This window comes from Ensifer sp. LC384 (assembly GCF_001695865.1).
Classification (GTDB): domain Bacteria; phylum Pseudomonadota; class Alphaproteobacteria; order Rhizobiales; family Rhizobiaceae; genus Ensifer.
Genome location: NZ_MBST01000001.1, coordinates 577195 through 598745 on the forward strand (window position 1 = coordinate 577195; position 21551 = coordinate 598745).

Below are 21551 nucleotides of genomic sequence, written 5' to 3' on the forward strand. Positions count from 1 at the left end.
GCGGGTCTCAGATATCAGAAACCGAGGTGATGATGCGCGAGACGAGACCGTAGTTCTTGGCCTCTTCAGCCGACAGCCAATAATCGCGTTCCGTATCCTTGGCGATCTTTTCGACCGACTGGCCAGTCGCTTCGGAGAAGATCCTGTTCAGGCGCTCGTTCATCTTGATGATTTCGCGTGCCTGGATCTCGATGTCAGAAGCCATGCCGCGGGTGCCGCCCGACGGTTGGTGAAGCAGGAAGCGGGTGTTCGGCAGGCAGACGCGACGCTCCTTGGGCACGCCGACATAGACCAGCGCGCCGGCCGATGCGACCCAGCCGGTGCCGATCGTCCAAACCTTCGGCTTCACGAACTTGATCATGTCGTGAATGCTGTCGCCGGATTCGACGTGGCCGCCCGGCGAGCTGACGAAGAGGCGAATGTCGTCATCGCTGGCGGACGCAAGTGCCACGAGCTGCGAGCACACCTTCTGCGCCAGTTCCTGCGTGATCGTGCCGTAGATGAAAATCGAGCGCGACTTGAAAAGGTTCGCCTCCGTTTCCTTGCCCAAGGGCAGTTCGGTGTTCTTGTCTTCCTCGTCGTTGTCGTTCATCCGTGATTCTCCGGCGTCTCATGAATTTCTCTGTCAAAGTCAGATAATGCGACTCGACCGCGAAGACAATGCAACAAACCGAAGGGGCGACAAAGCGGCAATCCGGACTGTGCCTATGGTAAACGCTGCCACCGTCAAATGCCGTATGGACAGAGACCCAAAGCCCAATAAGATCGATCCCGTCAAAACGCAGCAAAGGCGGGGCTGTCCTCCCAGGCCCTGTCGATCCATGGGGACAGATATGAACAGACGCATCCTGATTGCGGCGGCGGCGCTGATGGCATCCGCAGCACCCGCCTTCGCACATCTCAACCCGGACGAGCACGGCTCGTTTGCGGCCGGCTTCTCGCATCCGCTCTTCGGCCTCGACCATATTCTGGTCATGGTCGCCGTCGGTCTCTGGGCAGCGCAGATCGGCGGTCGGGCACTATGGATCGTGCCGACGGCCTTCGTTTCGATGATGGCCGTCGGCTTCGCGCTGGCAACCGCCGGCATCGAGCTTCCCTTTGTCGAGCCCGCGATCCTCGCCTCGGTCGTCGCACTGGGGTTGCTGGTGGCCATGGTCGTGCGCCTCGATACTGCCGCGTCGGCAGCGATCATCGGCCTCTTCGCGCTCTTCCACGGTCATGCGCATGGCGGCGAACTCGGCAGCGCCGGCGCGCTTCCCTTCGCCGTCGGCTTCCTGATTGCAACCGCCGCCCTTCACGCGGCCGGCATCGGCCTTGGCATGATGCTCGGTCGCCTCTCAGGCGGCGGTGCGCTGGCGCGCGTTTTCGGCGGCATCACCGCACTTGCCGGCGCAGCCTTGATCTTCGGCTGACGGTCGTAACAAGGCGCAAAACGAAAATGGCGGGCTACAGCGCCGCGCGCCAAATATGACGTGCGGCGCTGTAGCGCTTTAAACTTGCTGCATAATTTCGTCCTTAAATCGGACCCGATTTAAGGAATTATGCAGTAGGCCCGCCATTTTCTATCCGCGTCCGCGATAGGCGGGAACGCCCTGGTCGGGCAACCAGAGCCCTTCCGGCGGCTTGCCGGTCTGCCAGAAGACATCGATCGGAATGCCGCCGCGCGGATACCAGTAGGCGCCGATGCGCAGCCATCGTGGCGACAAAAGCGTCACCAGCCGCCTTGCAATGTCGATGGTGCAATCCTCGTGGAAGGCGCCGTGATTGCGGAAGGAATGCAGGAACAGCTTCAGCGACTTCGATTCCACCAGCCATTCATCCGGCACGTAGTCGATGACGATGTGGGCGAAGTCAGGCTGGCCGGTCATCGGGCAGAGCGAAGTGAACTCCGGCGCGGTGAACCGCACCAGGAAGTCCGCGCCCTGGTTGCCACTCGGCACGCGCTCAAGCACCGCTTCGTCGGGGCTCTGCGGCAGGTCGACCTTCGCGCCCAATTGCGACAGGCCGGATACGTCAGTCTTGCTCATTTTCGTGGTGCTCCACTCACTTTTACGCGCACGCCGTGCGCCTTTTCACCTTCCGGCTCGACATGGATCGCGATCTTGGCGCCGGGATGAACGGCGCGGATCGCGTCTTCGATCCGATCGCAGATATCATGCGCCTCGCCCACCGGCATCATTTCGGGCACGACCATGTGGAAATCCACAAAGATCACCGGACCTGCCTGGCGGGTCTTGAGGTCATGCACCCCGAGCGATCCCTTGGCATTGGCGGCAATCGCCGTCTTGATCGCCTCCTCCTCCTCGGCCGGCACCGCCCGATCCATCAACCCGTCGATCGACCGCGAGATCACCATCCAGCCCTGGAACAGGATGTTGCAGGCGACAATGACGGCGAGCAAGGGATCAAGGATCGCGTAGCCCGTGGCAATGGCAAGAACAAGGCCAATCAAAACACCGATCGAGGTGACGACATCCGACAGGATGTGGTGGCCGTCGGCGCTAAGAGCCGGCGAGCGATGCTTCCGACCGGCGCTGATCAGCACATAGGCCCAGATGGCGTTGACGACGCCCGCTGCAAAGTTGATCGCCAGGCCGAGCGCCGGCGCTTCCAGCACCACCGGCGCCATCATCGCCGGCACCGCTTCCCAGACGATCAGCAGAGCGGCAACGACGATCAGTACACCCTCGACAACCGCGGAAAAATACTCCGCCTTGTGGTGCCCGAAGGGATGGCCGGCATCCGCCGGTTTCGCCGCATAGCCGATCATCAGATAGGCGATCACCGCCGCGATCACATTGACCGTGGACTCGAGGCCATCGGACAGAAGGGCCACCGAGCCCGTTACCCACCAGGCGAGAAGCTTCAGCCCCAGCACGGCCAGAGAAAGCGGAATGCCCCAGAAGGCAAGCCGCAGGACGGTTCGGTTATCGGATCGAGACATCTTCTTCATTCCTCATGCAGATGCAAACGAGTTGCAAACGCAAGCCCATTGAAACGCAAAACCGCCCGCGCGAATTTCGCGCAGGCGGTTACTGGAAAACATATGTGCCAACGATGCCGGATTGTCAAAGGGGTGATCGGCTCACTCCCGCTTTCATTCCTGCTACGCCAAACGTCCCATGAAGACGCCTACAAGCCCAACAACGAAAAGCGCCGCCCCTTGGTACGGAGGCGGCGCCTGACTGTCTGCAAATACTTTCCTTAAGCGGCCTTGACCTTCGCCCGCTTGGCGAGATGCGCGACCACGTTTTCGATCATGCGCATGCCGGCATCACCACCGAGCGTCATGATCGATTCCGGATGGAACTGCACGGCGGCCACGGGCTCCTTGGTGTGCTCGATGCCCATGATCGTGCCGTCTTCGCTTTCGGCGGTGATCATGAAATCGCGCGGCAGGCTGGACGGATCGGCAAAGATCGAGTGGTAGCGACCGACGGTCACCTCCTTGCCGAGGCCGGAGAAGACGATGCCGGGTTCCAGCACGCGGATGCGCGACGGCTTGCCGTGCATCGGGATCGCCAGTTGCCTGAGGTCGCCGCCATAGGCCTCGGCAAGTGCCTGCAGCCCGAGGCAGACGCCGAAGATCGGCAGGTCGCGGGCGCGCGCCTTCTTGATCGTCGCCTTGCAGTCGAAATCCTTCGGATTGCCGGGTCCGGGCGAAAGCACGACGAGATCCGGCTTCACTCGATCGAAGATCTCCTCGGCCACCGGCGTGCGCACCGTCGTCACCGTCGCCCCCGTCTGGCGGAAATAGTTCGCCAGCGTGTGCACGAAGCTGTCCTCGTGATCGACAAGCAGGATGTTGACGCCCGCGCCGACGGCAGCGACGTCGCGGCCAGCCTTGCCGGCGTTGGCGGATTTCGCGTCACGAATGGCTGCGATCATGGCAGAGGCCTTCAGTTCCGTCTCGGCTTCTTCTTCTTCCGGGTTCGAATCGTAGAGCAGCGTCGCGCCCGCCCTCACCTCGGCAATGCCGTCCTTGATGCGGATGGTGCGCAGCGTCAGCCCGGTGTTCATGTCGCCGTTGAAGCCTACCATGCCGATGGCGCCACCATACCATGCGCGCGGGCTCTTCTCGTGGCTTTCGATGAAGCGCATCGCCCAGAGTTTCGGCGCGCCGGTCACGGTCACCGCCCAGGCGTGGCTGAGGAAGCCGTCGAAGGCGTCCATGTCGTCGCGCAGGCGCCCCTCGATGTGGTCGACCGTATGGATCAGGCGCGAGTACATCTCGATCTGCCGGCGACCGATGACCTTGACCGAACCCGGCACGCAGACACGGCTCTTGTCGTTGCGGTCGACGTCCGAGCACATGGTCAGCTCGGATTCGTCCTTCTTGGAGTTCAGGAGCTTGAGGATCTGCTCGCTGTCGGCGATCGGGTCGTCGCCACGCTTGATCGTGCCCGAGATCGGGCAGGTCTCGATCCGGCGGCCGGACACGCGCACGAACATCTCCGGCGAGGCGCCGACCAGATATTCCTGGTTTCCGAGATTGATGAAGAAGGAATAGGGCGACGGGTTGATCGCCTTCAACCGGTTGGAGATCTCCGACGGCTTGCTGTCGCAGCGCTCGAAGAACTTCTGGCCGGGGACGACTTCGAACAGGTCACCGCGGCGGAAGCTCTCCTTGGCCTTGACGACCAGCTCGGCATATTCACCGGGACGATGGTCGCCATGCGGCGGAATGCTGTCGACGGTCTGGAAGGGTTCGCTGGCGATCTCTTCCGTCTTGCCTTCGGTCGAAAGCCCGTCCTTGGCGAAGTCGTAGCGGTCGATCCAGGCCTTGGCGGCATAGTGGTCGACGACGAGAATCTCGTCGGGCAGGAACAGCACCATGTCGCGCTGGTCGTCCGGGCGCTTCAGCTTCAGGTCGATGGCGTCGAACTGGAAGGCGAGATCGTAACCGAAGGCGCCGTAGAGGCCGAGGCTCGCATCCTCGGCCGAATGGAAGAGATTGGTGACGGCCCGAAGCACGGTGAAGACCGTCGGCATCTTCGAACGCTCTTCCTCGGTGAAGACGCGGTCGGGCGCGTTGATCGTCAGGTCGAGACGGGTCGCCGTCGAGGCGCCGAGCGTGATGTCGGCGACCGACTTCAGGTGATCAGCGATGATCGACAGCAGCACTTCGCCGCGGCCGTTATAAGCTTCGATCCAGAGCGAGCGGCCGAAGGAGGAGATGCCGAGCGGCGGATCGACGACGGCGGTGTCCCAGCGGGTGTAGCGGCCAGGATATTCGTAGTTGGACGAAAACACCGCGCCGCGCCGCTCGTCCAGCCTGTCGACATAGCTTGAAATCGCATCCGCATAAGAGGCTTCGCGCCGCCTGCGGGTGACGACGATGCCGCCCCTGGTGGTATAGCTCTCCGCGCCGTCCTCGAGAATTACCGTTGCCATTCATCTCGCTCCGTAAAAGCCCGGTTTTCCCACGCGGCCAGAATACGAAAAAGCCGCCTCGAAATCTCCGGGCGGCTTCATGTCTCAATCACGCATGACTGGTCAAGGCCGCCTCAGCGAGCCCACCACCAGATCGAAATGTTGCGTGCGCTTGTCATGGGCGAAAGTGTTAGCGCGGGTTGGTGCCTTGCGCAAGCGGGAAAAGCGGTGCCGTGAGGGCAAAAGAGAAGGCGGCCACAAGGACCGCCTTTTCGACTGGAGCTCGTCTGCAAGAGCTCAGAATTTGGCCTTCGCCGTGACGAGGAAGGTTCGGCCGCGGCCGGTGTCGATCGAGCTGCCGGCAATGGTGCTCGACGACGGAGTGTAGGTCTTGTCGAACAGGTTCGTCACTGTCGCCGTCACTTCGAAGCCGTTCTCGAACTTGTAGTTCGCGAACATATCGACCAGGCCGTAACCCGGAACGGTCGGCGGTGTGCGGTTGATCGCGCCGACGTCGGCACTCGATACGGCGTAGAAGCGCGTTCCGACAGTCAGGCGCTGGTCTTCGAGGAAGCGGGCACCGAGCGTGGCGCTGACAATATTGTCCGGCAGATAGCTCTGCACGCCGAAACCGTTGATCTGTGACGGCAGCTTGCTGTCGGTATACGTATAGGCGAGGTCACCGAAAACATAACCGGCATCATAGGCCGCCTGCAGCTCGAAGCCCTGAACCGTCGAGGTGCCGGGATTGTTGACGAAGAAGATCTGACGGCCGCCATTGAGCAGGGCTGCGGTGATGTAGTTGTCGATCTTGTTGTGGAAGTAGTTCGCCTTCACACGCAGGCTGTCGCTTGAGTCGAGCAGGCCGTCGAAGGTGAAGTTGGCGCCGACTTCCCAGCCCTTGGAAGTTTCAGGCTCCAGGAACGGATTGGGGAAGAAGGACTGGCCGCTGGAACCCGGATGCGTGCCGCCGGCAAACGTCTCGTTCACGGTCGGCGAACGCGAGGTCTCGGCGTAAGTCACATAGGGCTGGAACCAGTCGGTCGGGTTGAGCGCAAGCGTGATGCTCGGGTTGAGGCGGCCGTCCGACTTGTCGACCGTATAAGGGCCCGCCGGAAGACCGATCGGGTTGCCGGCAACGACAGCGCCCGAGCCGTCGAGGCTGAAGTGGTCCCACCGCAGGCCGGCCGTCAGGTCGACGATGCCATAGGTGAAGGTCGTGTTGCCGAAGACGCCCGTCGTGGCATTGGTGCCACTGCCGTTGACGCCGGCGCCCGGCCGCGCCGTGCTGTTGATGACGTCGTAGTCGTCGCGGAAATATTCGACGCCGTAGTTGGCCCTGACCGCGACTTCGCCGAGATCGAACAACGAGGTGTTAGAGATATCGAAGCCCTTGCCGGTGTCGGTGATCTGACGGCCGGCGGCAGTACCACCACCTCTGACATCGGTGTCGTACTTCATCTTCAGCCGATTCCAATAGGCATTGGCGCGAAAATCGATGAGTTCGTTATCAGGCGTATAGGAATAGCTTGCAGCCAGCGTCTGGTTCTTCACGTTCTGGAAGTAGGAGTTGGCGAAGAAGTCGTTGTCATAGGTGATGCCGCTGAACTTGAAGGTATGATCCTCATCCGGCGTCACCTCGAACTTCAACATGCCCGACAGCAAATCTTCTTCGGTGTAGGGAACCTGAACGCCATTGCCGTTGTCGTAGTTGCCGGGGTCGGCCTTGCTGATGCCCCCCAGCACCGAGAAAACGTCGTTGAAGCGGTACGCGCCGATCAGTGATTCCGACCAGCCGGCGCCGTTGGTGCCGTAGGTGGCGGAGGCGATGCCGCCGTAGTTCTTGCCGTCCTGGATCAGGTCTTCGATGTCATAGGTCCTGAAGTTGACCGAACCGGCCAGCGCGCCGCCGCCGACGCCGTTGACGGCGCCGCGGGTCACGTCGATCTCGGACAGGAACGCCGGATCGAAGTAGGCAAGACCTTGCGCTTCGTGACCGGTGAAGCGGAAATTCTGACGCACGCCGTCGATCATCATGTTGACGCGGCCGGAACCTTCGAAGCCGCGAATGTTGACGGCCACGCCCGGGTTCTGCGGGTTGTTCGCCGTCGATGTGCCGGGCACGCCGCGCAGCAGCTCGTCGGTTTCAAGCCCGGACTGGAGGTCGATCTGGTCGGTCGTTACCACGCTGACCGGGCCGGCCTTGGCATAGGGATCGCCAGTGCGCGCACCCTTGACGACGATCGGCGAAAGGAAGGTCTCGCCTTTCTTGGTGGCCTCGGCGTTCTGCTCGTTTGCCTTTGGCTCGTTCGTCGCGGTCTGCGCGAAAGCACCAGTGGCAGCGGAAAGAGCAAGTGTAGTCGTGCAAGCCAAGAGAGCCAGGCGACGGTGCCGGTTAAGCATGGACCAATCCTTTGAAATCATGGGCCGGGCTTGCTGTTGAGCGGCGAACTCAAGGGGCTGGCTGGGCGTGGGTTCGAATACGTTGCGACATTGCGTCGCCTCATTTATGCCGCATAAAAAACATGACTATTATTGTCAACATAGAAACGCCTCCCCCACAATTTATGGGATCGCCCCAATTCGGAGCGTTGCCGAACTGCAACGCCCCTTGCCATCAGGTCGATGAAACCAGATGGCTTCCCATGCGTTCCTCCCCTCGGGGCCTGCCCTCGCGGACACGTGAAAGGAAATGCATGCGTTGTCATATCCCCCTGATATTCCTGTCGACATTGCTCCTCACAGGCGCGAGCCTTCCCAAAACCGGCCCCCTTCCCTCCAGCAAACCACCTGCCGACGCGCAGGCGGAGGCACCGATACCCGCTCCGGAAAAGAAGCCGGAGACGCCGGTGAAGGAAGGGGACGAAAACAAGAACCAGCCGCCGCCAGGCGGAGAACAGGACGGCCAAGCGCCGACGCCTGAACCGAAGCCGACGGAAGGCACAGAAGGCGAAAAGGCTGGTGACAACGGAGCAGACGGGATGAAGGACGACGACGCCGAAGAGGAAAAGAACAAGGACAAGTCGGCGGACGACAAGGCGGACCAAGCGCCTGTCACCTACCCGCCTGTCGAAAACGAGAACCCGGCCGAATACGCCAAGTGCCTGTCCGAGCTGAAAGCGCTGGGCGCCGTCTTCGCCGAAGCCAGGCGGATCGACGACGGCAAGGGCTGCGGCATCGACAAGCCGCTCGATGTCGAGAGCGTGTTGCCCGAGGTCAAGCTGGCGCCGAAAGGGCTGATGCGCTGCGAGGCGGCATTGGCATTGGCGCGCTGGACGAAAGAAACGGTGCAGCCGGCCGCCGACGTCGCGTTTGCCAAGGGCACGACCGTCAAGACGTTGAACCAGGCCTCCACCTATATCTGCCGCCTGCGCAACAATGGCGCGACAGGCAAGATCTCGGAGCATGCCCACGGCAACGCCGTCGACATCGCCTCGTTTACCCTCAGCGACGGCAAGACCATCGAGATCCAGCCCCGCGACGAAGACGGCACCATGACCGGCGCCTTCCAGCGCGCGATCACTGCCTCGGCCTGCCTCTACTTCAAGACCGTGCTCGATCCGGGCAGCGACGCGGTGCATGAGACGCACCTGCATCTCGATGTGATCGAGCGCGGGAACGGATACCGCTACTGCCGATAGAGCCTTTCCGCCTTAGACGGCGTCGCAGAAACGCTCTATCAATTTGTTTTTTTACGCATTTCCCGACGGAAAACCGCTTCGCGCTTTTCCTGGAAATGCTCTAATCCGCACCATGCCCCAGGGCGACGAACTCGCCTTCGAAACGCCCGGCAAGGTCGCCGCCATCGAGCAGCTCGGCGGTAACGACGATGCGTGCCCTGCCCCGGCGGTGAAGCATGCGCAGAAAGCCCGGCCATTGCCCCGTGTCCGCCAGGGTTGACCGGGCGGAGAATGCGCCGGCAACCGGCTTCAGATACTCCATCCGGTTGCTCTGGATAACGAGGCGGGCCGCAACGCCGGCGCGGCTCAAGCGCACGTGCAGCAGCGCCCAGGCGGAAAGGATCGACAGCGCCGAGGCGCTGCCGCCGAACACGGTTTCACGGTGATTGATGTTGGGAGCGAGCGGCGCAGAAAGCTGCACATGCTCCTCCGTCGCCTCGTCGACATGAACCTGCATCGCTGCGGAAAGCGGGATATGGTTGTGAAGATAGGCTTCAAGGTTGAGTGGAGTCATGGAGGCACATATCCATTTCGAGCTTAAGACGTGTTCGTCAGCGGGCAATCACAACATGAACATAGAGGCGGCGATGCAGACAATACCCACCACCTTTCGTCGCCAGCCCGCGAACAATCCGTAAGGTTCGCACGGCATCAAAGATGGCGCCGGCGCCTTGCAGGATCAAGTTTCGTTTCCCAGATAGCAGTCCAGGAATATCACCTTCCCCAAGCCCGAGGAAACGTCCCATGGCCCTCACAATGTACAGGCTCTCCGTCCCCACTTTCGTTCATGGCTTCAATGTCCTCGGCAAGCTGCTCGACAAGGCCGAGGCCCATGCCGGCGAAACCGGCCTTTCGCTCGATGAACTGGTCAACGCCCGGCTGGTCGCGGATATGCTGCCGCTCTCAGGCCAGGTGCAGCGCGCCAGCGACACGTCAAAGGGCACCATCGCCCGGCTGACCGCACTTCAGGTGCCGAGCTTTCCCGATGAGGAGAAAACGTTCGGTGAGCTGCGCGAGCGCATCGGCAAGACCGTCACCTTCCTGGAAACGGTTCGGCCGGCCGATCTCGAGGGCAGCGAGACCCGCGAGGTCACATTGAACTTCACCAAGCTGAAGATGACGCTGAGCGGCGAGGACTATCTCTTAAAATTCGTGTTGCCCAACTTCTACTTCCATCTGACCACCGCCTACGACATTCTCCGCCACAAAGGCGTTCCGGTCGGCAAGGCGGACTTCATCAACCTCAGCTGAGGCAGCGCATAAAACAGCACGCGGTAGAGCTTGAAGATCACGCCGCAACGCCTCAAATTGATTCCGTTTTGAGGCGCTGTGGATAGCCGCAACCGGCTAGAACAGGCCCTCGATATAACCCTGCTGGTTGAGATAGATCTTCTCCGACGATGGCGCCTTCGGTAGGCCCGGCATCGTCATGATCTCGCCGGTAATGACGACGATGAAGCCGGCGCCGGCGGCGAGCCGCACTTCGCGGATCGGCACCGTGTGGTCGGTCGGCGCGCCACGCAGGTTGGGATCGGTCGAAAACGAATACTGCGTCTTGGCCATGCAGATCGGCAGGTGGCCGTAACCCTGATCCTCCCAGGTCCGCAGTTGATCGCGCACCGACTTGTCGGCGATCACTTCGCCGGCGTGGTAGATATCCTTGGCGATCGTCTCGATCTTGTGGAACAGCGACATCTCGTCGGGGTAAAGCGGTGAAAACTGCGAGTGACCGCCTTCGGCCAGCTCGGCTACCTTTCGCGCCAGTTCCTCGATGCCGGCCGAGCCTTCGGCCCAGTGGCGGCAGAGCACGGCTTCGGCCCCGAGCGTCGCGACATAGTCCTTGATCGCCTGAACCTCCGCCGGCGTATCCGAGGTAAAATGATTGATCGCGACGACCGCCGGCACACCGAATTTCTTGACGTTCTGAACATGGCGGCCAAGGTTGGCGCAACCCTTGCGCAGCGCCTCCAGGTTCTCCTTGCCGAGATCGTCCTTCTTGACCCCGCCATTCATCTTGATGGCGCGCACTGTTGCGACAACGACGGCCGCATCGGGTTTAAGCCCAGCCTTGCGGCACTTGATGTCGAAGAACTTTTCCGCACCGAGATCGGCGCCGAAACCGGCTTCGGTCACCACGTAATCCGCAAGTTTCAGCGCCGTCGTCGTCGCGATTACCGAATTGCAGCCATGGGCGATGTTGGCAAACGGACCACCATGCACGAAGGCCGGATTGTTCTCCAGCGTCTGCACCAGGTTCGGCTGCATCGCATCCTTCAAAAGCACGGTCATGGCGCCATCGGCCTTGATGTCGCGGGCAAAGACCGGGCTCTTGTCGCGCCGGTAACCGATGATGATGTTGCCGAGGCGCTTTTCGAGATCCCTAAGGTCGGTTGCCAGGCACAGGATCGCCATGACTTCCGAGGCGACGGTGATGTCGAAACCGGTCTCGCGCGGATAACCATTGGCGACACCGCCGAGCGGCCCGACAATGCTGCGCAGTGCCCGATCATTCATGTCCATCACGCGGCGCCAGGCGATGCGGCGGATGTCGACGTTCTGCTCGTTGCCCCAATAGATATGGTTGTCGAGCAATGCCGCAAGCAGATTGTGCGCCGAAGTGACGGCGTGGAAATCGCCGGTGAAATGGAGGTTCATGTCCTCCATCGGCACCACCTGTGCGTAGCCCCCGCCGGCGGCCCCACCCTTGATGCCGAAGCAGGGGCCGAGCGACGCCTCGCGGATGCAGACGATCGCCCTCTTGCCGATACGATTGAGCCCGTCGCCAAGACCGACCGTCGTCGTCGTCTTGCCCTCACCCGCCGGCGTTGGGTTGATCGCCGTCACCAGGATCAGGTGGCCGTTCTTCCGGTCTTTCTGGGCGGCGATGAAGTCGGCGCCGATCTTTGCCTTGTCGTGACCGTAGGGCAGCAAATGCTCCGGCGGAATGCCGAGCTTTGCGCCGATCTCCATGATCGGTTTCTTCTTCGCGGCGCGCGCGATTTCGATATCGGACTTGACCTCCGCCATGGGTTTTCCCCTCCCCCCAAGCTGCATTCTTGTACCTCATCCCTTATGGGATGATGCGTTTCGTTCAGCTTCGCCGTGGCGGGCAGCTCCGGACTGGAGCCACCGCCAACAGGGGCTGATTTCTATCGTGCGAGGATGTCGCGCATCTCGACGATGTTGGAGCGCACCCGCAGGATATAGAAGCCCAAGGTCGCCAGATGCGTCGGCATGATCCAGCCGGCCTCCTCGCCGTTGGAGATGATCAGCGGCTGGATGCGAAGTGCCGCGCGCAACTGCTTGATCGTTTCCGTCCAGATCGGCGTCAGACCGCGCTGGACAACGACGTTGTCGAAGTCGGCGCCGGCAGCGGAGAGAATACCGTAGTAACCATAGAGCTGGCCGTAGGCGAACCAGAAACGGTCGTCGGCACGCGTATCGAACCAACCGCCATTGTGGTTTTCCGAGCGCTCCCGAATGATCGCCGAGGTATTGCCGAGATCGTTGGCGATGCGGTCGAGGAATTCGACCAGGTTGTCCGCGCGGCCGTCAAAGATCGCCTCGCACTTGGCAAGCGAGGTGTTGAAGCTGCGCATGTCCTTCATCGCCGCGCGATAGAAGCTCGGCGTCGGGGTCTTCGGGCCAAACGGATTGAGGCCGAAGTACCAGGTCTCCTCATCAAACTGGATGTTGCCGCGCGCGCGCTGCAGATCGTTGTTGATGCCCGACGTGCCGCGAACGCGACCGAGCGAATCGACCAGCTCCACCGAGGTACGGCGAACCGCCTGGTTGATGCCGCGCTGGAACGACGCCTTGTTGTCGAGCCAGGGCGTATCGTCCCAATCGAGACCGAAGAAGCCGACCTTGTAGAGCAGCATCGACGAAATCCAGGCATTCTCGTTGACGTTGAAATCGATGAGGTCGGCCGCAACATCGACGATCGCCGAGGTCTGGCACTGGGTTCCGGCCGGCAATTGCACGGCGGCGAGCGCCTCAGGCGTGACTTCGGCCGGCGGGGTTGCTGCCGCCGCCTGGTTCGCGGCCGGTGCGCCGGTCGTCGTTTGTCCCGTCGTCGCACCCGGCCCGCTCACCGGAGAACCGGCCGGCGCCTTGCGCTCGGCGAGCTTGTAGCGATCGACATAATCGGCATCGAAATTCGTCCAGGCCTGGGTCTGCCAGATGAAATAGCCATAGAAGAAGATCAGACCGAGCAGGATGATGCCGATCGGCCCCTTGATGATCCAGCTGCGCGCGCGATACCAGTTTCCAAGTGCAACGAACGGCCACAGCAGCCAGGCAACGGCCAGGCCGATGCCGCGACCGATCGCGGTAAAGACACGCTGGAAAAACGCGACGATCGGATCAAACATGTCCTATTCCTCTCTGAGGCCGTAAAGCTTGCGGCGGAAGGCCGCCTTGTCCTTGAGATATGTGCCGGTCAGTGTCGCCACAACATATTCCCTGAACTTTTCGCTGTAACGCTCATAGGCGTCATAAAATCCCTGCTTGTCGAAGACGAAGCGGGAAACGAAATCGCGGGGAACGAGCTGGGCGATCAAGCGGTTGACCAGCCACTGATCGGGATGCGTCGGCGAGGCCCTGACCAGCATGAAGCGGTTTGCCGGCGCGACATCCTGCATCCTGATGCTGCCTGTCGTCTGCACGGTGCGCAGCATTTCCTGCAGGAAGGGATAGGCCCCGTCGCTCGCGACAAGCGCGGCATTGCGGTGCATCCAGGTCTGCAGCCAGATGCGGTCGGCACGGGCAAGATCCGTCGTCGGATCGGCGTCATTGATCAAGCCGCGTACCACCATGTCGGCACGATGCTGGTAGAGCCCGGAGTCCTCGACCCAGGACGCCTGCGGCAGCTGCAGCCGCTTCGTCGAGGCGAGAAAGTCGTAGATGCGGGCATGATCGTCGATCGCGATATAGCTGACCTGCCAGGGCCGCGATCGGCGAAACCCGGGAACCGACGGATCGCAGATAACCGTCGTCGTCTTTTCGTCGAGGAAGACATAGACACCGCCGAAATGATTGGCCCAGAAGGCATCGTGGCGGAAAACCAGCTGATCGGGCACCAGCGCGTTCTGGCGGATGTCGCCCGTCACCTTCGCCAGCTCGACCATGCGGTTCAGCATGTCATCGTCCGTCCACGCCGTCGGCACCTTCTTCAGCCGGTCGACGAGGGCCCTGAGTTCGGCCGCCTTGCCGAGCATGTCTTCGGCCGAGAGCACCCGGAAACGCACCTCGTTGATCGACAGCAGATCGTCGATGTCGTCGACGATGGAAACCGAATCCTCGATCTCGCCGTAGAGCGCATCCTTGATCGTCACCGCGTTGATCGCGCGACTGTTGGCGTTGAAGAACTCGTGCATCAGCGCCGCCGTGTTGGAAAAGCTCGTATGCACGACCGGCAGTTCCGCCTGATCCGGCGTCATGATGATGAAGCGACGGTTGACGCGGTTCGGATCGAGATAGTCGCGGTCGCCGAGCTCGTCGGCGATCTCCGGCGAGAACCCGGTCATGTCAATGCTGAAGCGCGTCAACGCCGTAGGACGCAGACCGAACCCCTGCAGCGCCTTGTTGTAGCGCGCGATCAGATGCGGCTCGGCGATGTCGAGCAGCCGTCCATAGATAAGCTCGGCTTCGAGCAGACGTTTCATAGGTCAGCGCTCCCCGCCATCAGCCCTGCCACCGGCCGTCGCGTTTCATCGCCTCGATCTCGCGGATCGCCTTCTCACGCTGGCGCTCGCGGCGGATGATGTCGGTGACGGCGGCATCGTCCGACTTGTCGGTGTAGCGGAATTCGCTGTCGGCGTAGCGGTTGATTTCCTGCAGCACCATCTCGATGGTGATCGGGCCGCGAAGCGCCTCGATCATCGCTTTCTTCTCGTCGTAACCCTTGTGCATGAACGAGCCGGCATCCCTGAACCAGTCGTCGGGCAATTCGACGTCCATCGCCCTGAGCTTGACTGCGTCGGTGATGTTCTTGATCGCCCGGCCGGTAAAGCGTGGTTCGGCTTCCTTGATCATGTGCAGATAGGCGCCGACATCGGCGAGCGTGGCAAGCGCCCCCTTCTCCTTCTGATAACGCTCCCAGACGGAAACGAGGCCCTCCTCCTGCGGTCGCGAATGCGCCTCGTAGGACTGCGACACGGCGCGGTTGATCTCCTGTCCTTCGAACAACGCGTGCTCGCCGAGCGGGATCTTGTGGTTCTTGCCGACCAGCAGCGCGAAGATGTCGACATAGTCGTCTTCCGTCTGCGGTCCGTCGACCAGCCAGCGGGCGCCGGCGCGCTGGCGCAGCGCATCGTCGACATTCTCAGGATAGTTGGAGAACATGCCGAAGGTGCAGTTGCCGCGCACCACCGTCGAGGCACCGGCAAAGCTCTCCATCAGCACCGCCGTCACCTCGTGCTGGCCGGCGGACGCCCGGTCGTCGGAACGCTTGGCCGCGACCTGGTCGACGTCGTCGATGGTGCCGAAGCCGATCGCCCGCGGGTTGACGACGTTGTTGACGAACTCCTTGCAGTTCTGGCCGGACTTGCCCTGATAGGACGAGATCTGGTCGACGCCGAAATTCTCGTAGTGGAAGGCGTAGCCGGCGATCTCGCAATATTCGTTGAGCATGCCGGCGAGCATCTGGATCAGGATCGTCTTGCCGGTGCCCGGCATGCCGTCGCCGATGAAGGTAAAGAGGAAGCCGCCAAGCTCGACGAACGGGTTCATCTGCCGGTCGAAGTCGTAGGCCATCAGCATCTTGGCAAGCTTCAGCGCCTGGTACTTGGCGATATGGTTGCCGATGATCTCTTCCGGCTTCTTGAAGGTCATCACCAGCGGCTTTCGCTTCTGGCCCGGCGCGACATCGAAGCCGTTGAGCGTGAAGTCGTCCTGGTCGAGACGGATATGCACGTTCTCGAAACTCTGCAGGCCGGTAAAGCGGCCCTTGCGCGCAATCAGCCCTTCGATGGCGACGCGCGAAAGCGCACGGGCGCGCGCCGTCAACGCCAGATCGTCGGCCGCCCCGGCAATGCTCCGGTCGAGTGCGGCGATCAGTCCTTTGAGCGCATCCTGCGGCGTGTCGAACAGGAAGTCCGGCTCGACCGCATCGTCCACCGGCTCGCCCTCGCCCGACAGCGTCGAGCCGAGATAGGCGGCCAGCGTGAAGGCGCAGATGTAGGCAGAGGCGTTGAGCAGCGCCTTGAACTGGTTGGCGTCCTCACCGGCAAGCGGCGCGGTCGTATTGCGGGCCTGCAACTGTTCAAGGCTCGTCTGGCGCGCAAAGACGTCGGCCACGGCCAGCGCCACCTGAATACCGCGGCGGGTCCTGTAGAGGACGGCGTGCTGCGCCGGCGACAGCATCGGGTCGCCCTGCCGCACCGCCTGGATGGTCTTAACAAGCTCGACCTCGCGCGTGCGGCGTTGGCCGCCGGTCGAAACCGTCGAGACGAACCGCCGCCCGGTGCCGGCGAGCGGCGCGCCGACTGAGCCCTCGTCCCGCTCGAGGATCACCAGCTTGGTCACCAGCCCCTGCGCGATCGCCTGGTGCTTGGCAATCTCGTCCTCGTGCAGCGTCGTCAGTCCGGTATTGAGTGTCATGCTTAAACCTCGCTCACGACCTGGTTTCCGGAGATGACATGCACCTTGTAGTCGCCGAAGACCTGGGCCGCCTCGCCGGATGCATAGAGCGCCTGATAGGCGTCGTGCGGCACCAGCGCATGCTTCTCGTAGGACGACACGCCCATGCGCGTGGCCTCCAGATTGTCGGTGTCGATGTGGAACTCCTCCTGTGCCGGCGTCGTCGACCAGAAGCCGCGCTTTGCGGCGCGTTCGGCCTTGGAAAACACCTCCTGCACGGTCCAGGTCAGGAGCCAGGCATTTTCGGGCTTGCGCACCTTGGACAGGATCTCGTTGATTTTCTCGTTGTTCTCGGTGATCCCGGCCGAATAGAACGGACCAAGCACGATGCGCCGCAACTGCTTGGGGTGCAGTTCGGGGAAATCCTTGTCCATGTTGGTGGCGATCGTCACCGGTGTCAGCGAATAGGTGCTGTTCTTCGAGGCGAAATCGTCGAAGCGGCTGGCAAGTTCCGGATTGAGCAGGCCGCCCACCGGCAGCGGAATATCGATCTGCGGATTGAGCTTGCCATCCTCGGTGACGAGCATCTCGACGATCTTCTCGGAGGAATCCTCGATCGTCGCCATGTAGACCATCGGCAGGGTCTGGGTGCCGTCGAAGGCGCCCCAGCTCACCACATAATAGGGTCGCATGGTCTTCGGGTTGACGGCGACGCGGATCGTTTCCGGCAGGATGAACGGCGAGAAGATCTCGCCCTTGCCGATCTGTTCGAGATAGAGGCGCTCGGCCATGCGCGACTGAAGCGCTTCGGGAAAAGCCTTCTGCCGCAGGATGAAATCGGCCATCTCCTCGCGCAGCGCATCGGCCGAGGGAATATCCGCAAGCCGCTTGCCCGCCGCCTGGCGATCGTTTTCCAGTTCGAGCACGTTCTGGAAAACCGGAAAGCCGCTTTCCGCCCGGGAGATCCTGAACTGATCGACGAAGCCGATGCGGTTCTCCCAGCAGGCGATCGACGCCTTCAGCCGGGCGAGGTAGGGAACGATCACCTCGCCGACCACCGTGTTTCGATAGAGCGGCGAATTGCGGTCGCCGAGAAACAGCTCGAGCCCGGCCAGCGCCGAATGGATCGAGGTAAAATACTGCGTGACGGCAGAAGATGCTGCGACTTTCATGCCGTTCCTCCCGGCGCGTGCCGCAAGGCAAACTCGAACCGTATCATGCGCTGGCGCCGATCACTGCTGCACGTAGTTGGCGGTGTTGTGCTTGTCCATCACCGCCTGGAACCGGCGGGCAAAGGCGTCGTCGGCCAGCTTCTTGCGGCGCTGGATGTCCTGCGTCGACAGCATGTTCTTCTCGTGCATTTCAAGAAGGTCGCCGATGTGCCGCTGGGCCGCCGCGCCGATGCCGGCCATCGTCTCTTCGGCTGCCGTATCGACCTGGCTTCCGAGCGTATTGATCTTGTGGGCGACGTCCTGCTGGGCCGCCGTCTTCAACGAGTCTTCCAGTGCCTTGTAGAGCACGATGCGCTGTTCGGTATCGATCGTCAGCTTGTTGATCAGCGTGTTCTGCGCTGCGATCTGGTTGTTGAGCGAATCGACGAAGGTCTGGAACATCGAGGTGTAGCGCTCGAGCGTCTGGCTTTCGGCCAGCAGTTCCTGCTCTTTCGCCTGCTTCTCGTTGTATTCCGTCGCCAGTGCCGAGCGCTCGCCTTCAAGCTCGGTGCGCACCTTCTGCTCGGTCGACGCGGCGATGCGGTTCTCGATATCGAGTAGCAGCGGGTTCAGCTCCTCGATGCGCTTCTGCACCGCTTCGAGATTGGACATCGTGCCCTTGCGGCGCTCGATCACCTGGATCAGGCTCTGCTCCGAGGTCTTGTAGCGCTGGTCGAGGATCGACTTCTGGTCCTTGAGGATGCCGACGATGGTGTCGGATTTCGACAGCAGCTCCTGCAGGTTGCCGGCAAGCGACATGTTGCGCACCCGGTCGGTGCGCATGCGCTGCATCTTCTGCTTGGAGAAGATGCCGATGAACTTTTCGTAGCCGGTGTAGTTCTTCATGCTCTCGAACTCGGAGCCGAAGATGTTGGTCGCATCTTCCAGTCCGATGATCAGGTCGGCGATGTTGGCCTCCATCACCTTCTGCTGGCTGATCACGTCCTGGATGCGGGCGTTCTCGATATCGAAATTGACATCGCCGAGCTTGGTCTCGGCCTTGGCGAATTGCTCCAGCACGACGCCGGATTGCTCGAGCTTGCCGCGCATCTGCTCGACAACGCTTTTCGTCTTCTCGATTTCCGCGTCAAAATTCTGAAGAGTCGCCATATCATCCCCCTGGATCGGTTGAGGCAACAGGTGCCATCCGGGCCAAATTACTCAGCCTTCGATTGCAGTTATATAAAGGGTGTTTATCGAAAGAGAACAAGTCTCGACCGCCGGCTTTTTTGGTCAACCGTCCCGTCGAAGTGCTTGAGATATCGATGGCATTGCCTATTTGGCGGCCGACGGGTCCCTCAGATAGGCAATGACGTCGGCAATGTCCTGCGGCTTCTTCAGCCCGGCAAAGCTCATCTTGGTGCCGCCCACCATCGCCTTGGGGCTCAAGAGATACTCGCTCAGCGTCGCCTCATCCCAGACATGCCCCTCGGAACCGAAGGCCTTCATGGCCTCGGAATAGCTGTAGTAGGGGACCGAGGCGGCCGGGCGGCCGATGACGCCCATCAGGCTCGGCCCCACCCTGTTGTTGGGCTCGGTCGCCGTGTGGCAGGCGCCGCATTTGCGGAAGACGGCAGCGCCCGCCTTGGCATCGCCGCCGGCATGGCCCGGCGTGGCCCCGAGACAGAGACAGAGCAGGAGAGACGGAAGCAGACGCAGCATTGCGAACCTCATCGGGGGAAACGGGGACCAGCATGGCATCCCGACCGCGTGGCTATCAAGACACCACGCCGTCGCGTGCCCAATAGAATAAGCAAAGGATGCTGTAGCGCTCCAAACTCGCCGCATAACGCCTTGAATCGAATCCGGTTTAAGGCGTCAGGCAGGGTCGCAGCGCATCTTGTCTTCCCAATGGCGCCGGCAATAGGAGACATATTTCTCGTTGCCGCCGACCTCGACCTGGGCACCCTCGCGAACGACATTGCCCTGCCCGTCGAGGCGCACGACCATGGTCGCCTTGCGGCCGCAGTCGCAGATCGTGCGCACTTCGCGCAGCTCGTCGGCAATTGCCAGCAGCGCCATCGAGCCCGGAAAGAGCTTGCCCTGGAAATCGGTGCGCAACCCGTAGGCCATGACGGGAATGCCGATCCGGTCGGCGACCCGCGCCAGCTGCCAGACCTGCTCCTCATCGAGAAACTGCGCTTCATCGACGAAGACACAGGCAATCTGACCGGCGCCATCGGTGTTGAGCTTTTCGATCAGCGCGTAAAGATCGTCGCCGCCATGGAAGGGAATGGCATCCGCATCGAGGCCGATGCGGGACGAAATACGCCCGGTGCCTGCCCGGTCATCGAACGCCGCAATCAGCATGACGACGCGCATGCCGCGTTCCTGATAGTTGTAGGATGCCTGCAACAGCAACGTGCTCTTGCCCGCATTCATCGTCGCATAGCTGAAATAGAGTTTGGCCATATCCTGCCGTTTCCGGAAATCGTCTTGCCGGTACATGACGAGGCTTCGCCCCGAAGGCCAGTGCCTGTTTGCGCGACCCACAGTTTTTCGCCCGGCTTGACCATTTCGTGGGCATTGCGACATTCAGCGTCGCATCGTGCATCCCGTCCGCGTATTGACGCAATACACTTCCTTCGACATCAAAGCGCTTGAATTCGCTATCCAATGGTGTTTGGCTAAAACGCCAATGGTGTTTGGCTAAAACAATAATAGAGGCAGGGGAACGACAACTATGAACAAAGCACTCTCTCTCAAATTCATGCTCGCGGGCGCCGTTTCGGTGGCTGCCCTCGTTGCAGGAAACGCCGCGGCAGCCGAGCCGGAAAGCTGTGGCACCGTCCGGTTCTCCGATGTCGGATGGACGGATATCACCGCCACCACCGCCACGGTTTCCGCTGTCCTCAAGGGGCTCGGCTACGAGACCGACATCAAGGTTCTCTCCGTTCCGGTCACCTACACCTCGCTCAAGAACAAGGACATCGACGTCTTCCTCGGCAACTGGATGCCGACCCAGGAAAACGACGTGCGCCCTTATCTTGACGACAAGTCGGTGGAATCCTTCGGGCCTAACCTCGAAGGCGCGAAGTACACGCTGGCGACCAACGCCAAGGGTGCTGAACTCGGCATCAAGGACTTCAAGGACATCGCCGCCCAGAAGGACGCGCTCGAGGGCAAGATCTACGGCATCGAGCCGGGCAATGACGGCAACCGCCTGATCATCGACATGGTCGACAAGGACACTTTCGGCCTCAAGGGCTTCGAAGTCGTCGAATCCTCCGAACAGGGCATGCTGGCGCAGGTCGCCCGCTCCGAAAAGGACGGTGCGCCGATCGTATTCCTCGGCTGGGAACCGCACCCGATGAACGCCAATTTCAAGCTCACCTATCTCTCCGGCGGCGACGATATCTTCGGCCCCAACTTCGGCGGCGCCACCATCTTCACGAACGTGCGTGCCGGCTATACCACCGAATGCCCGAATGTCGGCAAGCTGCTCACGAACCTCAAGTTCTCGCTGCAGATGGAAAATGAGATCATGGGCAAGATCCTCAACGACGGCAAGGAACCGGACGCCGCCGCCAAGGAATGGCTGAAGGCCAACCCGACGGCGATCGAACCGTGGCTTGCCGGCGTCACAACCAAGGATGGCGGCGAAGGCCTCGCCGCGGCGAAGACCGCGCTCGGGCTCTGACCGGTAGCAAGGCGGGGCAAGTCCCCGCCTTTTTTCACCGCATCGCGCGATATTTTTGATCTGACG

General features: G+C 61.5%; 19 protein-coding genes. 4 read left to right on the forward strand and 15 right to left on the reverse strand.

Going from position 1 to position 21551, the window contains the following annotated elements; genetic code table 11:
- Positions 1-7: 7 nt before the first annotated feature.
- The gene (locus BC363_RS02915; protein ID WP_065786333.1) at positions 8-592 is read right to left on the reverse strand and encodes an ATP-dependent Clp protease proteolytic subunit; all 585 of its coding nucleotides are present in this window, start codon (positions 590-592) and stop codon (positions 8-10) included.
- 241 nt (positions 593-833) lie between these two features.
- Here BC363_RS02915 and BC363_RS02920 point away from each other — a divergent pair, with 241 nt between their 5' ends.
- Positions 834-1412, forward strand: a complete 579-nt coding sequence (locus tag BC363_RS02920; protein ID WP_065786332.1) for a HupE/UreJ family protein — start codon at positions 834-836, stop codon at positions 1410-1412.
- A 150-nt stretch (positions 1413-1562) separates the two neighbouring features.
- Here BC363_RS02920 and queF read toward each other — a convergent pair whose 3' ends face one another.
- The 5 genes from queF to BC363_RS02940 form a co-directional block, all read right to left on the reverse strand.
- Positions 1563-2027 carry a preQ(1) synthase gene (queF, locus tag BC363_RS02925; protein ID WP_065786331.1) on the reverse strand — a complete coding sequence of 155 codons (465 nt, stop codon included), beginning with the start codon at positions 2025-2027 and terminating at the stop codon, positions 1563-1565.
- Positions 2024-2944, reverse strand: coding sequence for a cation diffusion facilitator family transporter (locus BC363_RS02930; protein ID WP_065786990.1), 921 nt, complete (start codon positions 2942-2944; stop codon positions 2024-2026). Before BC363_RS02930 ends, queF begins: the two co-directional genes overlap by 4 nt.
- Positions 2945-3204: 260 nt before the next feature.
- Complete coding sequence (locus BC363_RS02935) at positions 3205-5394, reverse strand: anthranilate synthase (protein WP_065786330.1); 2190 nt, start codon at positions 5392-5394, stop codon at positions 3205-3207.
- 113 nt (positions 5395-5507) lie between these two features.
- A complete protein-coding gene (trpLE, locus tag BC363_RS35300; protein WP_202618528.1) occupies positions 5508-5552 on the reverse strand; it encodes a trpE operon leader peptide TrpLE in 45 nt (14 codons plus the stop codon).
- A 118-nt stretch (positions 5553-5670) separates the two neighbouring features.
- The gene (locus BC363_RS02940; protein ID WP_065786989.1) at positions 5671-7776 is read right to left on the reverse strand and encodes a TonB-dependent receptor; all 2106 of its coding nucleotides are present in this window, start codon (positions 7774-7776) and stop codon (positions 5671-5673) included.
- A 293-nt stretch (positions 7777-8069) separates the two neighbouring features.
- Between BC363_RS02940 and BC363_RS33210 the strand changes: the two genes are divergently transcribed.
- Complete coding sequence (locus tag BC363_RS33210; protein ID WP_083223711.1) at positions 8070-9014, forward strand: extensin family protein; 945 nt, start codon at positions 8070-8072, stop codon at positions 9012-9014.
- Between the two features lie 100 nt (positions 9015-9114).
- Here the strand turns inward: BC363_RS33210 and BC363_RS02950 are convergent, their stop codons facing one another.
- Complete coding sequence (locus BC363_RS02950; protein WP_065786329.1) at positions 9115-9567, reverse strand: thioesterase domain-containing protein; 453 nt, start codon at positions 9565-9567, stop codon at positions 9115-9117.
- 230 nt (positions 9568-9797) lie between these two features.
- On the opposite strand from BC363_RS02950, the gene BC363_RS02955 reads away from it, so the two are divergent.
- On the forward strand, positions 9798-10304 hold the full coding sequence (locus BC363_RS02955) for a DUF1993 domain-containing protein (protein ID WP_065786328.1): 507 nt from the start codon (positions 9798-9800) through the stop codon (positions 10302-10304).
- Between the two features lie 96 nt (positions 10305-10400).
- Here the strand turns inward: BC363_RS02955 and BC363_RS02960 are convergent, their stop codons facing one another.
- The 8 genes from BC363_RS02960 to BC363_RS02995 all read right to left on the reverse strand — a co-directional run bounded on the left by BC363_RS02960 (position 10401) and on the right by BC363_RS02995 (position 20257).
- On the reverse strand, positions 10401-12080 hold the full coding sequence (locus BC363_RS02960) for a formate--tetrahydrofolate ligase (RefSeq protein ID WP_065786327.1): 1680 nt from the start codon (positions 12078-12080) through the stop codon (positions 10401-10403).
- A gap of 122 nt (positions 12081-12202) precedes the next feature.
- On the reverse strand, positions 12203-13426 hold the full coding sequence (locus tag BC363_RS02965) for a DUF2333 family protein (protein WP_065786326.1): 1224 nt from the start codon (positions 13424-13426) through the stop codon (positions 12203-12205).
- A gap of 3 nt (positions 13427-13429) precedes the next feature.
- Positions 13430-14719 carry a DUF6638 family protein gene (locus tag BC363_RS02970; RefSeq protein ID WP_065786325.1) on the reverse strand — a complete coding sequence of 430 codons (1290 nt, stop codon included), beginning with the start codon at positions 14717-14719 and terminating at the stop codon, positions 13430-13432.
- Between the two features lie 19 nt (positions 14720-14738).
- Positions 14739-16655, reverse strand: coding sequence for an AAA family ATPase (locus BC363_RS02975; protein ID WP_065786324.1), 1917 nt, complete (start codon positions 16653-16655; stop codon positions 14739-14741).
- A gap of 2 nt (positions 16656-16657) precedes the next feature.
- Positions 16658-17806, reverse strand: coding sequence for a hypothetical protein (locus BC363_RS02980; protein WP_065786323.1), 1149 nt, complete (start codon positions 17804-17806; stop codon positions 16658-16660).
- 60 nt (positions 17807-17866) lie between these two features.
- The gene (locus BC363_RS02985; protein ID WP_053248181.1) at positions 17867-18955 is read right to left on the reverse strand and encodes a hypothetical protein; all 1089 of its coding nucleotides are present in this window, start codon (positions 18953-18955) and stop codon (positions 17867-17869) included.
- A 165-nt stretch (positions 18956-19120) separates the two neighbouring features.
- Positions 19121-19507, reverse strand: a complete 387-nt coding sequence (locus tag BC363_RS02990) for a cytochrome c family protein (RefSeq protein WP_065786322.1) — start codon at positions 19505-19507, stop codon at positions 19121-19123.
- Between the two features lie 156 nt (positions 19508-19663).
- Positions 19664-20257 carry a thymidine kinase gene (locus BC363_RS02995; protein WP_065786321.1) on the reverse strand — a complete coding sequence of 198 codons (594 nt, stop codon included), beginning with the start codon at positions 20255-20257 and terminating at the stop codon, positions 19664-19666.
- 271 nt (positions 20258-20528) lie between these two features.
- On the opposite strand from BC363_RS02995, the gene BC363_RS03000 reads away from it, so the two are divergent.
- Complete coding sequence (locus BC363_RS03000; RefSeq protein WP_065786320.1) at positions 20529-21485, forward strand: choline ABC transporter substrate-binding protein; 957 nt, start codon at positions 20529-20531, stop codon at positions 21483-21485.
- Positions 21486-21551: the final 66 nt, after the last annotated feature.